We start from the raw sequence: 15998 nt of genomic DNA on the forward strand, positions 1-15998 counted from the left end.
CTCCGGAAAACGGGAAGCCGGCGGTCTACGGTCTCGATCTCCTGTTCGTCTCTCGCTATCCTGAACTCCATTAGCGAGTTTGGGACATGGCGGGCGATTTTCCGGACTATCTCGACTACCACCAGACCGGCCGTCCGGCGGCCGCGATGGAGATCGACTATCCGGACGGCTTCTCCACCGGCCCGCACAGCCATCCCCGCGCCCAGCTGCTGTTCGCCATCCAGGGGGTGATGCAGGTCCGTTCGGAGGCCGGGGCCTGGGTGGTCCCGCCGAACCGCGCGGTCTGGCTGACGGCGGGCGTCGAGCACGAGGTCAGGATGTGCGGCGCGGTGAAGATGCGCACCCTGTTTGTCGATCCCGAGGCCAATCCCAACCTGCCGCGCACCAACTGCGTGATCGCGGTCTCGCCGCTGCTGCGGGAGCTGCTGGTCGCCGCCGTGATGATCCCGGTCAACTACGATCCGTCCAGCCGCGACGGCAGGCTGATGGACCTGCTGCTGGACGAGCTGCGGGCGATGGACGTGCTGGCGCTGCACCTGCCGGCCCCGGCAGATCCCCGCCTGCGCCGGGTCTGCGACGCCCTTTCCGCGCGGCCGGACGACGCCTCGACCGCCGAGCACTGGGCGGGGCGGCTGGGCGTCACGCCCAAGACCCTGCATCGGCTGTTCCGCCAGCATACCGGCATGAGTTTCGGCCAATGGCGCCAGCAGGCGCGGCTGCTTTCGGCCCTGGAGCGCCTGGCGCGGGGCGAGCGGGTGATCGACGTGGCGGCCGAGAGCGGCTATGCCAGCCAGAGCGCCTTCACGGCCATGTTCCGCCGCCAATTCGGCCTGCCGCCCAGCGTGTTCTACCGTCGCTGAACCCCCGTCTTTTCGCGGGACGGGCGGGCGGCGCGCCCAAACGGCAACATCGCCTGTCGCGAAAGGCTGTCCCGCCCCCTTGAGGTTCGCTAAGAAAACGCCCAACTGCGCAGCACGACAGTTCGCGGGCGGGTCGGAGGAGCGTTCCTCCCTCTGGATGCGTGTTTTGGGAGGGTGGCCGATGGCCGAAGCCGTGAGCCAGGAGCGTCCGCTGACGCTGGACGATCTGACCGCCTATTTCGCCAAGGGCAGCAAGCCCAAGGACCAGTTCCGCGTGGGCGCCGAGCACGAGAAGTTCGGCTTCTACCTGAAGGACCACGCGCCGGTTCCCTACGAGGGCGACAAGGGCGTGCACGCCCTGCTGACCGGCCTGCAGCGGTTCGGCTGGAAGCCGGTGATGGAAGGCCCGACGATCATCGGGCTGGAGCGGGACGGCGCCAATGTCAGCCTGGAGCCAGGCGGCCAGTTCGAGCTCAGCGGCGCGCCGCTGCTGACCATGCACGACATCTGCGACGAGACCGGCCGTCACCTGGACGAGGTCAAGACCGTCGCCGACGAGCTGGGCCTGGGCTTCCTGGGCCTGGGCTTCTCGCCGCTGTGGAAGCGGCAGGACGTGCCGGTCATGCCCAAGGGCCGCTACGTGATCATGCGCAACTACATGCCCAAGGTCGGAAACCTCGGCCTGGACATGATGCTGCGCACCTGCACGGTGCAGGCCAATCTCGACTTCTCCAGCGAAGCCGACATGGTCGCCAAGTTCCGCATGAGCCTGGCCCTGCAGCCGATCGCCACGGCCCTGTTCGCCAATTCGCCGTTCACGGAAGGCAAGCCCAACGGCTTCCTGTCGGCCCGCGCCAACGTCTGGACCGACACCGACGCCGACCGCACGGGCCTGCTGGACTTCGTGTTCGAGGACGGCTTCGACTTCGAGCGCTACGCCCGCTACGCCCTGGACGTGCCGATGTACTTCGCCAAGCGCGGCGACAGGTACATCGACCTGGCCGGCCGCAGCTTCCGCGACTTCATCGACGGCAAGATCCCGGAACTGCCGGGCGAGCACGCCTCGATGAAGGACTGGGCCGACCACACCACCACCCTGTTCCCGGAAGTGCGGCTGAAGACCTATCTGGAGATGCGCGGCGCCGACGCCGGGCCCTGGAGCCGCCTGTGCGCCCTGCCGGCCCTGTGGACCGGCGTGTTCTACGACGACGCGGCCCTGGCCGCGGCCTGGGACCTTTGCAAGCATTGGACTGCAGAGGATCGCGCCGGCCTGCGCCGCGACGTGCCGAAGCTGGGCCTGAAGGCCAAGGTGGCCGGCCGCACGGCCCAGGACGTGGCCAAGGACTTCGTGGCCATCGCCAAGTCGGGCCTGAAGAACCGCGCCCAGCTGAACGGCGGCTTCCTGGACGAGACGATCTATCTGGGCGACCTGGAAGAGATCGCCGCGACCGGGATCACCCCGGCCGAACGGCTGCTGGCGCTCTACGACGGCGCGTGGAAGGGCGACATCAACCGGGTGTTCGAGGACTTCGCCTACTGAGGCCGACGTCGCGCGATGATCACGGACCAGATCACGGACGTCGAGATCGATACCGAAGGACGCCTGCGAATTCGGCCCGCCAAGCAGGACCTGTCGCAGATCTGGCGCGCGGCGGCCGAGGTCGGCTGGGATCCGGAGACGCGGACGCTCTACGGCCCGAAACCTCGCGAATGGTCCTACGCCACGTGGTTCCATCACCTCGTGGCGGCGGCGCATGACGAATACGGCGTGACGCTGCGCCTGTCGCCGGAGACGCGATGGCTGAACGTGCCGCCCGACACCCGAAGCGCGATCGAACGCCTGTCAGGTTGAGGGGATTCCCGGGGCCTCTGGTCAGAAGATCGCGCGGGCCGCGGCGATGATCCCGATCCAGGCCATCAGGCTGGCCGCCACCGCCGCCAGCCGGCCCCAGGCCAGCTTGACGCGGGCGGGCCGCGATCGCGCGGCGCCGGACGGCGGACGCAGACGGGAATCATAACCGACGTAAGCCACGACGTTTCTCCCTGGTCGCCTCTCTGGAGGAGGCTTTCACGCAAAGCGCTGCGGTTATTGCAGCGCTTTAAAGGTTAACGAACGCTTTACATTTGTAGTCGGTGGAACGTGGCTCAGATTGATCCGGTTCCCTCGTAGGGCTTGGAGACGTGCGGCGGGCCGTCTTCACGGATATCGTCGCCTTCCCAGGCCGCGTCGTCGGGCATCGAGACGTTGGCGTCCCAGTGCTCGGCCTGGCTGGAGCCCGAGCCGCTGTCGGTGTGGCGCACCACCTCGTTCACGTCGACGGCGCGGGTCTCGGCCGCGGTGAGGCCGGCGCGCTTGAAGTCGACGTGTTCGGGATAGAAGGCCAGGCGACCGGCGATCTGGCTGACGCCGGGCAAAGGGGTCTCGTACGACCAGACGGCGTTCTCGATGATCTTGGCGTCGCGGCTGATCGTGTAGTAGCTGGCCTGGCCCTTGTAGGGGCAATGGGTGACCTTGTCGGTCTTGTGCAGGAACCCCATGGCCACGTCCGAGCGCGGGAAGTAGCGCACCGGCGCGTAGTCGGCCTCGTGCAGCACCAGGACATCGCCGCTGTCGGCGATCTCATGGCCTTCGAAGAGCACCTCCACCCGTCCGTCTTCGCGCGAACAGGTGATGGGATGGTCCGGGTTGGAGCTGGTCATGGCGAATTCTCCCGTCTGGCAGGGCGTCGCTTAAGAAACGCGCGGGACGGGGGACGGGCTCCGAGGCGGCAAGCCATTGCTTGTGAAACGCAAAGGGCCGTGATCTTCTCCCCGCCGATTGGGGAGGGGAGGGCGAAACCACCTGCTGGGCGCCCCACCGCTTGTACGTTTCAAGGTTCGTGAATGAATATCGTCGTCGCCGTCGGCATCCTGGTCACCCTCGTGACCGGCGTGCCCGTGCTTATCCAGCTGCTGCGGGGCCATCCGCGCGGCCTGATCATCTGCTTCCTGGCCGAGATGTGGGAGCGCTTCTCCTACTACGGCATGCGCGGGCTGCTGATCTTCTACCTGACGCAGCACTTCCTGTTCGATTCCAAGACGGCGGGCGGCCACTACGGCTCCTACACCTCGCTGGTCTACATCGTGCCCCTGCTGGGCGGCTTCCTGGCCGACCGCTATCTGGGCACCCGCAAGGCCGTGGCCTTCGGCGCCATCCTGCTGGTGGCGGGCCATCTGACCATGGCGGTCGAGGGCCGTCCGGCCACCCAGACCCTGGACTACGCCGGCCACACCTACGAGTTCCAGGTCGAGGGCCGCGGCGAGGAGCGGGTGGCCAAGATCGTCGTCGGCGACAAGCCCTATGAGGTGGCGGCCAACGACAAGGGCGACTTCGAGATCAAGAACCTGCCGGCCCAGTCGGTCCTGCCCTCGGTGCTGCCCAAGGGCCAGTACAAGCTGGGCGTCAAGGACCGCGACCCGCTGTACCTCAACATCTTCTGGCTGGCGCTGGCGCTGATCATCGTCGGCGTGGGCTTCATGAAGGCCAATGTCGCCACCCTGGTGGGGCAGCTCTATCCGCAGGGCGACCCGCGCCGCGACCCGGGCTTCACCCTCTACTACTACGGCATCAACCTGGGCTCGTTCTGGGCGGCCATCCTCTGCGGCCTGCTGGGCGTCAACCTGGGCTGGAACGCCGGCTTCGGCATGGCCGGCATCGGCATGCTGGCCGGCTTCGTGATCTTCGTGCTGGGCAAGCCCTGGCTGCTGGGCAAGGGCGAACCGCCCGAGTTCGCCAAGCTGAAGGCCCCGGTGCTGGGCCCGCTCAACCGCGAGGGCGTGATCTACGCCGCCTCGCTGGGCGTGGTCGGGTTGGTCTTCTTCCTGGTGCAGTACACGCCTGTCGTCAGCGCCACCCTGATCGCCGGCAGCGTCCTGTCGGTGGCCTACATCCTGTGGTTCGCCTTCGTGAAGTGCCAGAAGGTCGAGCGCGAGCGGCTGCTGCTGGCCACGGTGCTGGTGCTGGGCGCGGTGGTGTTCTGGGCCCTGTTCGAGCAGGCCGGTTCGTCGCTGAACCTGTTCGCGGCCACCAACGTCAACCTGACCCTGTTGTCGCACCCGGTGCAATGGCTGGGCGGGGCGGTGGTGCTGGGCGCGCCCGAACAGCTGGCCGCGGCGGGGATCGACCCGGCCGGCAAGCTGTGGGTCAACACCGCGTTCAACGCCGCCCAGACCCAGGCGATCAACGCCGGCTGGATCCTGATCTTCGCCCCGGTCTTCGCGGCGCTCTGGACCTTCCTGGGCGCCCGGGGCCGGAACCCCGGCCCGATGGTCAAGTTCGGCCTGTCGCTGATCCAGGTGGGCGCGGGCTTCCTGATCCTGCTGGTCGGCGCCCACTTCGCCGACGGCGCGTTCCGCATGCCGCTGATCTTCCTGATCGTCATGTACATGCTGCACACCTCGGGCGAGATGTTCATGTCGCCGGTCGGCCTGTCGCAGATGACCAAGCTGTCGCCGCTGTCGATCGTCTCGTTCGTGATGGCGGTCTGGTACATGGCGCTGTCCATGGGCAACCTGGTCGCGGGCTTCATCGCGGGCATCGCCTCGACCGAGACCATCGGCGGCCAGGCCCTGGACCCGGCCGCGGCCCTGACCCAGTCGCTGCTGGTGTTCAAGATCGTCGGCCTGATCTCGATCGGCATCGGCGTGGTGTTCCTGGCCCTGTCGCCGATCCTGAAGAAGTGGTCGCACGGTTCGGACGACACCAACCCCGAGCCGGGCGAGCCGGCCTCGATCGCCCCCTAGACGGAAAAGGCCCCGGAGCGATCCGGGGCCTTTTTCTTGGCCGCCCTCCGATTGACGCGAATATTTCGCCAGCGCACGCTATGGTCGATTCATCCTTGATCGATCAGGGCGGCGCGAAGCCGCGTCTCGGGAGGGCGGCATGGGAACGGCCTACACCATCTTCGGCGCGGGGCCGGCGGGCCTCTACACGGCCTGGCGGCTGGTCACCGGCGGCAAGGCCGTGGCGGGCGACAGCATCGAGCTGATCGAGTGGGGCGACTACGCCTTCGACGGTCCCGGCTCGGGCACCCGCCTGCCGGCCGGTCGGATCGTGACCCACTTCTGCGACGACGACCCGACCCAGTCCTACATCGAGGCCGGCGGCATGCGGTTCATCGAATGGGACGGGACCCAGGGCCACCAGCTGGTCACCCTGACCATCAACCTGCTGGGCCTGGGCGGATCGGTGGTGCCGTTCAACACCACGACCGACCCGCTGCTGTATCTGCGCGGCGAGCACATCTACCAGAAGAACCTGGCCACCCAGAACGCGCCCTACAACACGCCGGGCAACAACGCCGCCCCGGCCGCGACGCTGTTCGCCAACATCTCCAACCTGATCACCGGCGTGCCCGCGCCCTCGACCCGCACCGCCCAGTGCCAGTTCTACGGCGACGGGACCCTGCCCTCGACCTTCAACTCGTTCGTCTACGCCCCGGGCTCGACGGCGGGGAACATCGGCTACTGGAACATCTTCTACGACCAGGCCGGCAACGAGGGCTACGAGTACGCCTCCGACGCTGGCGGCTACACGTCCAACGTCATCAACTGGAACGCCGCCAACGCCGCCGTCTACAACAGCGAGTTCGCGCCGGGCGGCCAGTTCAAGACCGTGCAGGGCGGCTATTCCCAGGTCTTCGTCCAGCTGTTCCAGCAGACCCGCGCGGCGGCGCAGGCGGCCGGGGTGGACTTCTCGCTGCAGGCCAACACCCGGCTGCACTCGGTCTGGCTGGCGGATGGGGTGATCAACTATCGGCTGGCCAGCGCCGCCGACCCGTTCAAGGGCGGGCCGACCCTGACCACGCCCAACGCCTTCCTGGCCATGCCGCCGGCCTCGCTGGACCTGGTGGCCGAGGCCACGCGCTACGCCGACCTGCCGGACGGGACGCTGGACATCATGAACCAGCGGCCGGTGCAGCTGTACATGGACGGGGTGATCCGTCAGCCGTCGATGCGGGTGATGCTGTTCTTCGACAGCCCCTGGTGGGAGACCTGCCCCTATCCGCCGGACCTGACCAGCGACGGCCTGCCCAACACCTTCGGCCCGACCATCACCGACCTGCCGCTGCGCCAGGTCTACTATTTCGGGAACAACAGCGACGGCAATCCCAACCCCGTCTACGGCGTGCTCGCCTCGTACGACGACATGCAATACGTCCAGTTCTGGCAGGAGCTGGAGCTGCACGTCGACGAGCGCCGGACCATCCCGCTGGAGGAGGACTACCAGGTCCTCCACAAGCCCGCGACGGCCAACGAGACCATGATCAAGATGGTGCTGCTGGAGCTGGCCAAGGTCCACTACGGCGACCCGAACGACGCCTACAAGATCCCGTACCCGGTCTCGGCGGTGTACAACGACTTCTCGTTCAACCCGTTCGGGGCCGGCTATCACGCCTGGGCGGCGCACTACGACATCTGCGACGTGATGCAGAGGATCCGCCAGCCCACGGGCCTGGTGGACGGCGCGCCGGCGGCCAACCTGTTCATCATCGGCGAGGCCTATTCCAACGACCAGGCCTGGGTGGAGGGCGCGTTCTGCACGGCGGAGTCGGTGCTGGTCGACTACTACGGCATGACCACCATCGCCGACACGACCAACTATCCGCTGATCTGCGCCTGCGCTTGAGCCGCTAGGGCCGCCGCGGCGTCTGGGAGTGGGGCCGCCAATCCTTGGGGGCCAGCTCGAAGCCGTCGAACTCGAAGCCGGGGGCGACGGTGCAGCCGACCAGGGTCCAGGCGCCCTGGCTGACGGCGGTCTGCCACCAGCCGGTCGGCACCACCGCCTGCGGTCGCTGGCCGGCCTTCAGGTCGGGACCCAGGACGTGGGCGGTCGCGCCCTGGCCGTCGGGGGTGGACAGGGTCAGGGTCAGGGGCGCGCCGGCGTAGTAGTGCCAGACCTCGACCGCGTCGATCTTGTGCCACGCCGACTGTTCGTCGGCCTGCAGCAGGAAATAGATCGCCGTCGAGGCGGGGCGGCCGTCCTCGATGGGGGTGTCGCGGAAGCTCTGGCGATACCAGCCGCCCTCGGGATGGGGCTGCAGGTCCAGCAGGCGGATGATCTCGTTACCGCTCAGATCGCTCGATACATCCAACGACATGCTCACCCCTTGAAGCCGTCCTTGGCGGCTCGAATCTCACCGAAGGCCTCGGCCGGCGCCAGATGGGGCCGCAGCAGGGGCGCGCGCAAGAACGGATTCGTCGCTTTTTCGATCCCGATGGTGGTGGGCACGGTGGGCTCGCCGCGTTCGCGGGCGGCGAACACCGCCTCCGCCCGATCCTTGAGCGCGGGGGCGTCGTCGACCGACAGGGCGAAGCGGGCGTTGGAGGCGGTGTACTCGTGGGCGCAATAGACGGTGGTGTCGTCGGGCAGGGCGGTCAGCTTGGACAGCGAACCCCACATCTGCTCGGCCGTGCCCTCGAACAACCGGCCGCAGCCCAGGGCGAACAGGGTGTCGCCGACGAAGGCGATCCCGTCGGCGGCGTCGTGATAGGCGATGTGGCCCAGGGTGTGGCCGCCGGTGTCGATGACGCTCAAGGCCGTGTCGCCCAGCATCACCGTGTCGCCCTCGACGACGGGCCGGTCCAGCGGGGCGATGCGGGTCACCTCCTGCGGGCCGACGATCGTCGCGCCGGTCGCCGCCTGGATCGCCGCGTTGCCGCCGGCGTGGTCCGGATGCCAGTGGGTGTTGAGGATCAGGTCCAGCGTCCAGCCCAGCCTGTCCAGCTGGGCCAGGATGGCGTCGGCGTCGGGCGTGTCGATGGTCGCGGTGGTCCCGGTGGCGTCGTCGCGCACGAGAAAGCCGTAATTGTCCGACAGGCAGGGGAACTGGTGAACGGTCAGCGGCATGCTCTCGACTCCGGACTGGGGCCAAATCCCCTGGGCGAGACGTGACGCGACGGGCCCGCCCGCCTACATAGATGAAGCCATCGATCGGGAGACTCAATGCGCCGCGACGTGCTCGATCTCAGAGCCTTCTACGCCAGCCCGCTCGGACGCGCGGCCCGCGAGATGCTGGGTCGCAAGGTCGAGGAGGCGTGGGGCGACGCGCGGGGCCTGGACGTGCTGGGCCTGGGCTACGCCACGCCCTTCCTCGACAAGGCCCGGCCTCAGGCCCGGCGGGTGGTGGCGGCCATGCCGGCCGCCCAGGGCGTCGAGGTCTGGCCCAACGGCGGCGCCAACGCCGCCACCCTGGTCGAGGAGACGGGCCTGCCGTTCGCCAACGCCATGTTCGACCGCATCCTGGCCGTCCACGCCCTGGAGGAAGCCGACGATCCGGCCGCCGTCCTGCGCGAGCTGTGGCGCGTGATGGCGCCCGCGGGCAGGCTGATCGTCGCCGTGGCCTCGCGCGACGGCCTGTGGGCCGGGGCCGAGAGCACGCCCTTCGGCCACGGCCGTCCGTTCAGCCGCCACCAGCTGGAGGCCCTGCTGCGCGAGGCCGACCTGGAGCCCGCCGGCTGGACCCGGGCCCTCTACACCCCGCCCCTGCCCATCGCGGCGCGCTGGGCCGAGGGCTTCGAGCAGGTGGGGGCCCGCCTGTGGCCGCGTTTCGCCGGCCTGATCCTGATGGAGGCGGTCAAACAGACCTTCGCGGTCAAGCCGCGCGGCAGCCGCGCGCGGGTGCGGGTGTTCGCGCCGGGGGTGCTCGCCCCCTCGCCCGGCGGCCCCGCTCCGGTCAGGACGGCGCCTGTTCGAAAGGCGCCGCGTAATCTAAATGCCGCAAAGCCCTTGGAGCCATCGATTCCCGGGCCTAGCCTGAAGTCGTAGACCAAGCCCTCTTTGCGGGAGCCGCGCCATGAAGATGATCGTCGCCGTAATCAAGCCCAGCCGCCTGGACGCCGTGCTTGAAGCGGTCACCGAGGCGGGCGCGTCGGGCCTGACGGTCACCGAGGTGCGCGGCTACGGCCGGCAGAAGGGCAAGACCGAGGTCTATCGCGGCGCCGAGTACGAGGTGAAGCTGCTGCCGAAGGTCAAGCTGGAGATCGCCGTGGCCAACGACGTGGTCGAGCCGGTGGTCGAGGCCCTGCAGCGCAGCGCCAACACCGGCAAGATCGGCGACGGCAAGGTGTTCGTCATGGACCTGGAGCAGGCCCTGCGCATCCGCACCGGCGAACGCGACGCCGCGGCGATCGCGGGCTAGGCCTTCGCGGGCCTAACCTTCCAGCTCCCGCAGGTCGCGTCCGCGCGTCTCGGTCCCGAACCAGGCGACCAGCACCAGCGCCAGGGCCAGGGGCGCCATGATCATCAGGGCGGCCACCTTCAGCGGCGGCACGGCGGCCAGGATGCCCAGGAGCTGGGCGATCAGCCCGCCCGACTTGCTGCACGCCGCCACCCAGCCCGTGGCCCGGCCGCGCACCCGCAACGGGAAGCTCTCGGCCGTATAGGGCAGCAGGATGGCCAGCAGGCCGTTGGTGCCGATGATCATCAGGGCCACCGGCAGGACCGGGCTGACGCCGGGGCCCAGGGTCAGGACGCCCGCCACGCCCAGGCCGCTGATCGCGATCGTCGCCGCCAGCGACCACTTGGTGCTCCAGCGGCTGTAGAGGAAGGCGCAGACGAAGACGGTCGGGAAGGCGATCAGCGCCGACTTGGCCAGCAGCTGGCTGGAGACGCCCACGCTGTGGCCCTCGGCCACCAGCTCGGCCGGCAGCCACAGCAGCAGGCCGAAATTGACCAGGCCCCAGGCCACCGCCGCGATGCTGAGGGCGGCCGTCTTGCCGATGAAGCGCCGCTCGACCGGCGGCGGGGTCAGGACGTGGTGATGCTCCTCGGGCGTGTCGGCCTTCTCGCGCACCACGGAGCCGAACCGCTTCATCACCGAATGGGCGGCGTCCAGCCGGCCGATGCTCATCAGGAACTTGGCGGATTCCGGGATCGCGCCGGACAGGGCCACCAGGATCAGGCCGGTCGGCAGGTTGAGGAACCACATGATCCGCCAGCCGAACTCCGGCTGCAGCCAGGCCGAACAGCCGGACGAGGCCAGGTAGCCGCCCACGGCCCCCAGGCCGCCCACCAGCACCAGGGCCCAGCCCCGGTGCTTGGACGGCATGGTCTCGGCCAGCAGGGCGTAGACCACCGGCAGCAGGCCCCCGGCGGCCGCGCCCATCAGGAAGCACATGCCGACGTTCCACCAGAAGTCGGGCATGGCCCCGCAGATCGAGGTGCCGACGAACATCACCGACGACAGCAGGATCGAGGCCCGGCGCCCGAAGACGTCGGCCAGGGCGCCCCAGACGATCGATCCGGCCACGGTGCCGGTCAGGGCGGCGAACGGCAGCCAGGCGACCGTGGCCTTGCCGACCCCGTATTCCTTGATCATGCCGGGCACCACGAAGCCCAGGCTGGCCGGCTTCATGATGTCGATGATCAGGGCGATCACCAGCACCAGCATCAGCCACCAGTGGGCCATGGACAGCGGCGCGTCCTCGGGCGGCGTCACCTCGACCGTGTGGTCCAGGTGGTGGTCGCCGCGACGGGGCAGCAGGCCCCAGCCGGCCAGGACGCAGCCGGGCGGGATGATCAGCATCCCGATCGTCATGCCCAGGTCCATCTTCATCCCGGCCAGCTGGTAGCCGATGTCGGCGCCCATCAGGTACATCGGCACATGCAGGACGACGCCGGCGGTCACCACCAGGCAACCCAGCCAGAAGGCCCAGAGGCGCTTGCGGTCGGCGAGGACGTGATGGTCGGGCGTTTCGGCTGTCATGGGCGTCCAACAAACATGCGGCAGACTTCTGTCAAAGCGCAGCCATAACATGGGCCCGTGCGTTGACGAATTTCCGTGGCACAAGAGGCGACATGGCCGACGACGCATCCTCGCTGACCTCCGCTTCGCTGATGAGGCCGGGCTCCACCTGCTGGCGCGTGGAGCAGGCCGATCGGCTGGCGCTGTTCATCGACAACGACGAGGCCTTCGACGCCCTGAAGTCCATCCTGCTGTCGGCCAGGAAGTCGATCTGGATCCTGGCCTGGGTGTTCGATCCCTTGACGCGGCTGGACCCCGACCGGGTCCGCAAGAGCCGCGACCCCGCTCATGTCGACCGCATCGGCCTCCTGCTGCGCCGGCAGGCGGCGTTGAACCCCGGCCTGGACGTGCGCATCCTGGTCTGGGACATGCCGTTCCCGATCGCCGCCTCGCAGCTGTTCGGCCCGCACCGCGGCCAAGTGTTCTTCACCGGCTCGCGGGTCAAGTACCACCTGGACAACACCCTGCCGGCCAGCGCCTGCCATCACCAGAAGGTGGTCGTGGTTGACGGCTCGGTGGCCCTGGTCAGCGGCGGCGACATCGGCGTCGACCGCTGGGACACCACCCAGCACCTGGACAACGACCCCCGCCGCCGCCTGCCCACCGGCCACCACTATCCGGCCCGTCACGAGGTGGCGTCCCTGGTCGACGGCAAGGCGGCCGAGGCCCTGGGCGACCTGTTCATCGCCCGCTGGCAGCGGTCGACGGGCGAGGCGCTGGAGCGGTCGGAAAAGGCCGAGGAGGCGCCCTGGCCGGACTATCTGATCCCCGACCTGCGCAATGTCCCCGTCGGCGTCTGCCGCACCCAGCCGGCGTGGAAGGGCGAGCCCGAGGTCAACGAGTCGATGCTGATGCACCTGGCCAGCATCAGGTCCGCCCGGCGGCTGGTCTATCTGGAGAACCAGTACCTGACCTCGCCGATCATCGTCGAAGCCCTGGCCGAGCGCCTGGCCGAGCCGGATGGTCCCGAGGTGGTCACCGTCGGCCCCGCCCACAGCCCCAGCTATTTCGACCAGATGACCATGGACAGCGCCCGGACCTCGGCGATCAACCGCCTGCGCGAGATCGACGTCCACGGCCGCTTCTCGGCCTTCAGCGCCCGCACGCCCAAGGGCGCGACGATCATCGTCCACTCCAAGGTGGCGATCATGGACGACCGCGTGCTGCGGCTGGGCTCGGCCAATCTGAACAACCGCTCGATCGGTCTCGACACCGAATGCGACATCGCCTTCGAGGGAACCGACGAGGCCAGCCGCGCCGCCGTGCGCGCCTTCCTGGGCCGGCTGATCGGCCACTTCCTCGACCACGAGACCGGGCACGTGCTCGAGACCTACGACCGGCTGGGCGGCCTGGCGGCGACGATCAACGAGCTTGACCGCAAGGGTGGAGCCCCGCGCCGCCTGGCGCCGGTGCCGATCAGGCCGCTGACCGGGGTGCAGCAGTTCATCGCCGACTGGAACCTGGGCGACGCCCTGTCGCCCGTCGACGCCTGGCGCCCCTGGGGACGCCGCCGGCGGCTCAAGAAGGAGCTGCACCGCCTGATGGCCGATCCCCGGCCGGAACTGCCGGATCACCTGCAGGACTGATCTTCAGAACGACCGGGGACATGCCCTTGCGGCGTGTCCCCCAGTCCTGGCTCCGTGGATGCTGATGGGGACACGCCGCGAGGGCATGTCCCCACCCCGTCAGGCGCCCGTGATCTCCAGGTCGATCACCAGGGGCAGATGGTCCGAGGCCGTCCGCGCCAGGGGACCGTAGGGCGAGCGCACGCCGACCGTCTCCAGGCCCTTGGTCAGGAAGACGTGGTCGATGCGCATGAACGGGAAGTTGGACGGGAAGGTCGCGGTCGGGGGGCGTCGCCAGGTCGGGCTCTGGGTCTGGGCGTCGCGCAGCGCGGCCTTCAGCAGGCGATAGGTGGCCGAATAGGGCGTGGCGTTGAAGTCGCCCAGCAGGATGCCCGGCGCCTTCCAGTCCTCGTGGGTGATCCAGCCCTCGCCCAGCAGGGCGGCGGCCTGGCGCTTCTGCTCCTGGGGCACCAGGCCGAGGTGCGTGTTGATGATCTGCACCGGCGTGCCGCCGACATCGACGCTGATCCAGATCGCCCCGCGCGGCTCCAGGCCCGGGATCAGCGGATACAGCGGCAGGCCGTCGGCCTTGACCTTCTTCTCGGGCAGGGCGGTCAGGATGGCGTCGCCGTAGAGCTCCTCCTCCACGGCCATGGCCGGATGGAAGTGCGAGCGCATCTTCAGCAGCTCGGCCAGACGGTGGGCCTGGTCCACGCCCTTGGTCCGGGCCCGGCGGACGTCCAGTTCCTGAAGCGCCACCACGTCGGCGTTTTCCGCAGCGATGACCTCGGCCACACGCTCGACGTCGAGCCTGCGATCCGTGCCCACGCAACGGTGGACATTGTAGGTCATGAGACGAAGCTTCATCCGTCGAAGAGATCGCCTGAGGGAGCTGGAGGTTCCGTCGGGGAGCCGGCGGGCGCGGGATTGCGGCTGAGCATGAACAGGCAGGTCTCGGCCCGCCAGTTCTCGATGGCCTTGGTCGGGTCGATCTGGCGGGCAGGGCCGGCGCCGGCGAAGGCGGCGCAGGAGTCGATGCGCACGTCCAGGTCCTCGGTCAGGGCCAGGAAGTCGGCCAGGGTGCACAGGTGGATGTTGGGCGTGGCCCACCAGGGCAGGGGCAGGGCCTCGGTCTCGGGCATCCGCCCGCGATGCAGCAGCGACCAGCGCACGCGCCAGTGGCCGAAGTTCGGGAACGACACCACGGCCCGGTCGGCGATGCGCAGCAGCTCGTCCAGCACGTGGCGCGGCTGGCGCGTGGCCTGCAGGGTCTGGGACAGGATCGCGTAGTCGAAGGTGCGGTCGGGGAAGTGGTCCAGGTCCTGGTCGGCGTCGCCCTGCACCACCGACAGGCCGCGCGACATGCAGGCCGCCACGCCCTCGGCGCTGATCTCCAGTCCCCGGCCGTCGACCTGCTTCTCGTGGGTCAGCAGGTCCAGCAGCACGCCCTCGCCGCAGCCGACGTCCAGCACGCGCGAACCCGGACGGACCAGGCGCAGGATTTCCCTGAAGTCCTGGCGGATCATTTCGCCAACCCCCGCTCGCGTTCCACCGAACTCAGGAAACCCTGCAGCGCCGAGTCCATCACCGGCTCGTCCAGCAGGAAGGCGTCGTGGCCCTTGTCGCTCTCGATCTCGACGAAGGCCGCGCGGCAGCCGGCGGCGGTCAGGGCGCGGACGATGTGGCGGTTCTCGGCGGTCGGGTACAGCCAGTCGCTGGTGAAGCTGAGCACGCAGAAGCGCACGTGGCGCGCCCCGGCGAAGGCCTGGGCCAGCACCCCGCCATGGCCGGCGGCCAGGTCGAAATAGTCCATGGCCCGGGTGATGTAGAGGTAGGAGTTGGCGTCGAAGCGGTCGACGAAGCTGGCGCCCTGGTGGCGCAGGTAGCTCTCCACCTGGAAGTCGGCGTCGAAGCCCCACGACAGGCCGTCGCGCTGCAGCTCGCGGCCGAACTTCCGCTGCAGGGCGGGCTCGGACAGGTAGGTGATGTGGGCGGCCATGCGGGCGACGGCCAGGCCCTTTTCCGGGCGCGACTTGCCCTGGGCGTAGGCGCCGTTCTTCCAGTCGGGGTCGGCCATGATCGCCTGGCGGCCCACCTCGTGGAAGGCGATGTTCTGGGCCGAGTGGCGCGAGGCCGAGGCCACGATCACGGCGCTGAACAGCTTGTCGGGATAGTCGGCCGCCCACTGCTGGACCTGCATGCCGCCCATCGAGCCGCCGATCACCGCCAGCAGGGTCTCCACGCCCAGGGCCTCGATCAGCATGGCCTGGGCCCGGACCATGTCGGCGATGGTGATCACCGGGAAGCTGAGGCCGTAGGGCTGGCCGGTGGCCGGATTGATCGAGGCCGGGCCGGTCGAGCCTCCGCAGCCGCCGATCACGTTGGAGCAGATGACGAAGTGCCGGGCCGGGTCCACCGGCTTGCCGGGGCCGACCAGCCGGGTCCACCAGCCGGGCTTGCCGCTGGTCGGATGGACGCCGGCCACGTGCTGGTCCAGGCTCAGGGCGTGGCAGATGAGGACGGCGTTGGTCCCGTCCTCGTTCAGCGTGCCCCACGTGCGGTAGGCGATTTCCAGGTTTTCCAGCTTGCCGCCGGAGTCCAGCAGCAGGGGGCTATGGGCCGGGAACCGCCAGGTTCCGCCCTCCGACAGCACCTGTCCCGCGAAGTCGAGTTCAGCCATGTCGCCTTAGGACCGCTTGGCGCCCCCCCTGTCAACCGTGGGCTTCGTCAACCATGGCCTTCGTCAAGCGCGGCCTTCGCCAACCGCGCGCTTCCGGAGCGCCCCGGCG

General features: G+C 69.1%; 16 protein-coding genes. 8 read left to right on the forward strand and 8 right to left on the reverse strand.

The genetic code is table 11. The annotated features are described in order from the left end of the window. The first annotated feature begins 86 nt into the window (after positions 1 to 86). From BR39_RS0111285 to BR39_RS0111295, 3 genes are all read left to right on the forward strand, one after another. On the forward strand, positions 87 to 860 hold the full coding sequence (locus BR39_RS0111285; protein WP_029911454.1) for a helix-turn-helix domain-containing protein: 774 nt from the start codon (positions 87 to 89) through the stop codon (positions 858 to 860). Positions 861 to 1041: 181 nt separating this feature from the next. Next, positions 1042 to 2400: a glutamate--cysteine ligase gene (locus BR39_RS0111290; protein ID WP_029911457.1), complete on the forward strand. Its 1359-nt coding sequence runs from the start codon at positions 1042 to 1044 to the stop codon at positions 2398 to 2400. Positions 2401 to 2415: 15 nt separating this feature from the next. After that, positions 2416 to 2712: a hypothetical protein gene (locus BR39_RS0111295; protein WP_029911461.1), complete on the forward strand. Its 297-nt coding sequence runs from the start codon at positions 2416 to 2418 to the stop codon at positions 2710 to 2712. A gap of 21 nt (positions 2713 to 2733) precedes the next feature. On the opposite strand, the gene BR39_RS26455 is transcribed toward BR39_RS0111295, so the two are convergent. Next, positions 2734 to 2892, reverse strand: a complete 159-nt coding sequence (locus BR39_RS26455) for a hypothetical protein (RefSeq protein ID WP_156035702.1) — start codon at positions 2890 to 2892, stop codon at positions 2734 to 2736. Positions 2893 to 3005: 113 nt separating this feature from the next. Beyond that, complete coding sequence (locus BR39_RS0111305; RefSeq protein ID WP_029911463.1) at positions 3006 to 3560, reverse strand: DUF427 domain-containing protein; 555 nt, start codon at positions 3558 to 3560, stop codon at positions 3006 to 3008. A 183-nt stretch (positions 3561 to 3743) separates the two neighbouring features. On the opposite strand from BR39_RS0111305, the gene BR39_RS0111310 reads away from it, so the two are divergent. Both BR39_RS0111310 and BR39_RS0111315 read left to right on the forward strand, forming a co-directional pair. Then, on the forward strand, positions 3744 to 5642 hold the full coding sequence (locus tag BR39_RS0111310) for a peptide MFS transporter (RefSeq protein WP_029911465.1): 1899 nt from the start codon (positions 3744 to 3746) through the stop codon (positions 5640 to 5642). Between the two features lie 139 nt (positions 5643 to 5781). Beyond that, the gene (locus BR39_RS0111315) at positions 5782 to 7527 is read left to right on the forward strand and encodes a hypothetical protein (protein WP_029911467.1); all 1746 of its coding nucleotides are present in this window, start codon (positions 5782 to 5784) and stop codon (positions 7525 to 7527) included. Positions 7528 to 7531: 4 nt separating this feature from the next. Here BR39_RS0111315 and BR39_RS0111320 read toward each other — a convergent pair whose 3' ends face one another. Continuing rightward, on the reverse strand, positions 7532 to 7999 hold the full coding sequence (locus BR39_RS0111320) for a cupin domain-containing protein (protein WP_029911468.1): 468 nt from the start codon (positions 7997 to 7999) through the stop codon (positions 7532 to 7534). 2 nt (positions 8000 to 8001) lie between these two features. Then, positions 8002 to 8748 carry a hydroxyacylglutathione hydrolase gene (gene gloB / locus BR39_RS0111325; protein ID WP_029911469.1) on the reverse strand — a complete coding sequence of 249 codons (747 nt, stop codon included), beginning with the start codon at positions 8746 to 8748 and terminating at the stop codon, positions 8002 to 8004. Between the two features lie 96 nt (positions 8749 to 8844). Between gloB and BR39_RS0111330 the strand changes: the two genes are divergently transcribed. Together BR39_RS0111330 and BR39_RS0111335 are read left to right on the forward strand one after the other, a co-directional pair. Next, positions 8845 to 9666, forward strand: coding sequence for a class I SAM-dependent methyltransferase (locus BR39_RS0111330; RefSeq protein WP_029911470.1), 822 nt, complete (start codon positions 8845 to 8847; stop codon positions 9664 to 9666). Between the two features lie 28 nt (positions 9667 to 9694). Next, positions 9695 to 10039, forward strand: a complete 345-nt coding sequence (locus tag BR39_RS0111335; protein ID WP_029911471.1) for a P-II family nitrogen regulator — start codon at positions 9695 to 9697, stop codon at positions 10037 to 10039. A gap of 12 nt (positions 10040 to 10051) precedes the next feature. On the opposite strand, the gene BR39_RS0111340 is transcribed toward BR39_RS0111335, so the two are convergent. Continuing rightward, positions 10052 to 11605, reverse strand: a complete 1554-nt coding sequence (locus BR39_RS0111340) for an MFS transporter (RefSeq protein ID WP_029911472.1) — start codon at positions 11603 to 11605, stop codon at positions 10052 to 10054. Positions 11606 to 11697: 92 nt separating this feature from the next. Here BR39_RS0111340 and BR39_RS0111345 point away from each other — a divergent pair, with 92 nt between their 5' ends. Next, positions 11698 to 13230: a phospholipase D-like domain-containing protein gene (locus BR39_RS0111345; protein WP_029911475.1), complete on the forward strand. Its 1533-nt coding sequence runs from the start codon at positions 11698 to 11700 to the stop codon at positions 13228 to 13230. A 99-nt stretch (positions 13231 to 13329) separates the two neighbouring features. Here BR39_RS0111345 and BR39_RS0111350 read toward each other — a convergent pair whose 3' ends face one another. Genes BR39_RS0111350 through BR39_RS0111360 form a run of 3 tightly spaced genes read right to left on the reverse strand, consistent with a single transcriptional unit; the run spans position 13330 to position 15889 of the window. Beyond that, positions 13330 to 14076 (reverse strand): endonuclease/exonuclease/phosphatase family protein, encoded by a 747-nt coding sequence (locus tag BR39_RS0111350; RefSeq protein ID WP_029911478.1) that lies wholly within the window; start codon positions 14074 to 14076, stop codon positions 13330 to 13332. Beyond that, positions 14073 to 14735, reverse strand: coding sequence for a methionine biosynthesis protein MetW (gene metW, locus BR39_RS0111355; protein ID WP_029911481.1), 663 nt, complete (start codon positions 14733 to 14735; stop codon positions 14073 to 14075). Before metW ends, BR39_RS0111350 begins: the two co-directional genes overlap by 4 nt. After that, entirely contained in the window at positions 14732 to 15889 is a 1158-nt protein-coding gene (locus tag BR39_RS0111360; protein ID WP_029911483.1) for a homoserine O-acetyltransferase, read from the reverse strand. The genes metW and BR39_RS0111360 overlap by 4 nt, the downstream gene beginning before the upstream one ends. Positions 15890 to 15998 lie beyond the last annotated feature (109 nt).

Origin of the sequence: Caulobacter sp. UNC358MFTsu5.1, from assembly GCF_000712075.1 — a bacterium.
Classification (GTDB): domain Bacteria; phylum Pseudomonadota; class Alphaproteobacteria; order Caulobacterales; family Caulobacteraceae; genus Caulobacter.

What these genes read in the sequence shown, in the direction of transcription:
- BR39_RS0111310 (WP_029911465.1), top strand. Translation starts at nt 3,744, where the DNA reads ATGAATATCGTCGTCGCCGTCGGCATCCTGGTCACCCTCGTGACCGGC.
- BR39_RS0111335 (WP_029911471.1), top strand. Translation starts at nt 9,695, where the DNA reads ATGAAGATGATCGTCGCCGTAATCAAGCCCAGCCGCCTGGACGCCGTG.
- BR39_RS0111360 (WP_029911483.1), bottom strand. Translation starts at nt 15,889, where the DNA reads ATGGCTGAACTCGACTTCGCGGGACAGGTGCTGTCGGAGGGCGGAACC.
- BR39_RS0111350 (WP_029911478.1), bottom strand. Translation starts at nt 14,076, where the DNA reads ATGAAGCTTCGTCTCATGACCTACAATGTCCACCGTTGCGTGGGCACG.
- BR39_RS0111315 (WP_029911467.1), top strand. Translation starts at nt 5,782, where the DNA reads ATGGGAACGGCCTACACCATCTTCGGCGCGGGGCCGGCGGGCCTCTAC.
- BR39_RS0111295 (WP_029911461.1), top strand. Translation starts at nt 2,416, where the DNA reads ATGATCACGGACCAGATCACGGACGTCGAGATCGATACCGAAGGACGC.
- metW (WP_029911481.1), bottom strand. Translation starts at nt 14,735, where the DNA reads ATGATCCGCCAGGACTTCAGGGAAATCCTGCGCCTGGTCCGTCCGGGT.
- BR39_RS0111320 (WP_029911468.1), bottom strand. Translation starts at nt 7,999, where the DNA reads ATGTCGTTGGATGTATCGAGCGATCTGAGCGGTAACGAGATCATCCGC.
- BR39_RS0111285 (WP_029911454.1), top strand. Translation starts at nt 87, where the DNA reads ATGGCGGGCGATTTTCCGGACTATCTCGACTACCACCAGACCGGCCGT.
- BR39_RS0111290 (WP_029911457.1), top strand. Translation starts at nt 1,042, where the DNA reads ATGGCCGAAGCCGTGAGCCAGGAGCGTCCGCTGACGCTGGACGATCTG.
- BR39_RS0111340 (WP_029911472.1), bottom strand. Translation starts at nt 11,605, where the DNA reads ATGACAGCCGAAACGCCCGACCATCACGTCCTCGCCGACCGCAAGCGC.
- BR39_RS0111305 (WP_029911463.1), bottom strand. Translation starts at nt 3,560, where the DNA reads ATGACCAGCTCCAACCCGGACCATCCCATCACCTGTTCGCGCGAAGAC.
- gloB (WP_029911469.1), bottom strand. Translation starts at nt 8,748, where the DNA reads ATGCCGCTGACCGTTCACCAGTTCCCCTGCCTGTCGGACAATTACGGC.
- BR39_RS0111345 (WP_029911475.1), top strand. Translation starts at nt 11,698, where the DNA reads ATGGCCGACGACGCATCCTCGCTGACCTCCGCTTCGCTGATGAGGCCG.
- BR39_RS0111330 (WP_029911470.1), top strand. Translation starts at nt 8,845, where the DNA reads ATGCGCCGCGACGTGCTCGATCTCAGAGCCTTCTACGCCAGCCCGCTC.